The 1,913-nt window shown below is 33.7% G+C and carries 2 protein-coding genes; one reads left to right on the forward strand and one right to left on the reverse strand.

Annotated features, from left to right (window positions below; all coding sequences use genetic code 11):
• Nucleotides 1-375 (forward strand): ankyrin repeat domain-containing protein (locus EZH24_RS10980; protein ID WP_170310864.1); only part of this gene is annotated, 375 nt, incomplete at its 5' end.
• A 47-nt stretch (nucleotides 376-422) separates the two neighbouring features.
• Here the strand turns inward: EZH24_RS10980 and EZH24_RS10985 are convergent.
• Nucleotides 423-1,913 (reverse strand): BCCT family transporter (locus tag EZH24_RS10985; RefSeq protein ID WP_236847178.1); only part of this gene is annotated, 1,491 nt, incomplete at its 5' end.

The following is a 1,913-nucleotide window of genomic DNA, read 5'->3' on the forward strand; positions in this document are numbered from 1 at the left end:
GGGGGGGGGGAAAAAGATAATCCAGAAATACTAAAAATTCTAATTGAAAACGGGGCGGATATAAACGAGCCAGACGAAGATAATTGCAGTTGCGCAATTTGGGCGGCTTATAATAATTTGGTAGATAATATGAAAGTTCTTATTGAAAATGGAGCTAACATAAACGCTAAAAATAGCGATGGCAATAATCCCGTAATGCTCGCCGCCGAATGCGGAAGCGCGGAAGTATTAAAAATATTATTGGAAAACGGAGCGGATTTATATGAAAAAGATAAATACGGAACTACGGCTTTAATGTGGGCTGAAATGCTTAATGAAAAAGAATGCGTAGAAATATTAAATCATTATATAAATAAGGGAGATTATATAAAATAAACTCCCTATATGAAATTTAATATATTTAATTCAATTTACAATATAAATTAAACGGAATCTTTCTTTAACATTTTTACTATTGATACCATTGTAAATATCATTATAAACGAGAATGGAAACGCTGCCGCAATAGACGCCGTTTGAAGCATTTGCAAGCCATTAACCGAACCTATCATTAAAGCCAAAGTTAATCCAGATTGCACTATTCCCCATAAAATCTTTTTAGGTCCCTTTGGATGCAAATCTCCATGCGAGCTGAACATAGCCAAAACGAAAGTGGAAGAATTTGCAGAAGTAACAAAGAAAGTAACAAGCAAACAAACGCATATTATAGATATTATATTGCCAAAAGTATAATTTGATAATACGCTAAATAGAGTAGTCGGAGTGGACTTTATGGCTTCTTTTGCAAATTCCAATCCTTGTTCTATTCCCATAGTTCCAGCGATAACAAACCAAATAAAAGACGCAATAGAAGGAGCTATCATTACTCCTATTATAAATTCTTTTATCGTGCGTCCTTTTGATATGCGCGCTATAAAAGTTCCGACAAAAGGCGTCCATACTATAAACCAAGTGAAATAAAAAATAGTCCAAGAACCATACCACTTTTTATTAAAGAAAGCGCCGTCTTCCAAACCGCTTCCGATAAAAGTTTGTATATAATATCCCGTGCTTTCAATAAAAGTATCCAATATTTTTATAGACGGTCCTACGAGGAAACAAGCTATAATAACGAAAGTAAATATATAAACATTAATATTAGCCAAATGTTTTATGCCGTTATCAAGTCCCGTAACAGTAGAAACTATATATATTATAGTGATTATTATAACGATACTTAATTGAACCGATGTAGTTTCGGGAATATTGAATAAGAATTTTAATCCGCTATTTATTTGATATGTTCCAAGCCCTAAAGATGTGGCTATTGCTGCAAGAACGGCAAAAATTGAAAATATATCGATTATTTTTCCTATAGTTCCGTTTGCTCTTTCTTCTCCTATCAAAGGTATAAAAACGCTGCTTACCAAACAAGGTTTATTATATCTAAATTGCATTAACGCTGAAGCCAATGCAAAAATAGCGTAATTAGCCCAAGGATGAAATCCCCAATGCAAGAAAGATTTTTGCATAGCGAATCTTGCCGCTTCTGGAGTTCCCGCCTCTACTCCTAAAGGAGCTACAAAATAATTCATAGGTTCGGCGGCTCCCCAGAATACCAATCCTATACCCATACCCGCTGAAAATAGCATGGCAAACCATGTCAAAAAACTATATTCTGGTTTTGAATTTTGTTCTCCCAATCTTATATTTTTATATTTACTAAAAAATCCTATCCAAATTGCAAAACCTACAAAGCTCATCATTGTTATAGTATAAAACCATCCGAATTTATCGACTAAAAAACCAAATGCGGCGTTAGCCATATTTTCAAATGTCGATGGAGAGGCTATACCCCATATAACTACCGCTATTGTAATTATTATAGAAATGAAAAATGTATAATTAAATTGCTTTTTATCAGCCATAATATT

The sequence above is a fragment of the Brachyspira catarrhinii genome (assembly GCF_005518285.1).
Lineage (GTDB): Bacteria > Spirochaetota > Brachyspiria > Brachyspirales > Brachyspiraceae > Brachyspira > Brachyspira catarrhinii.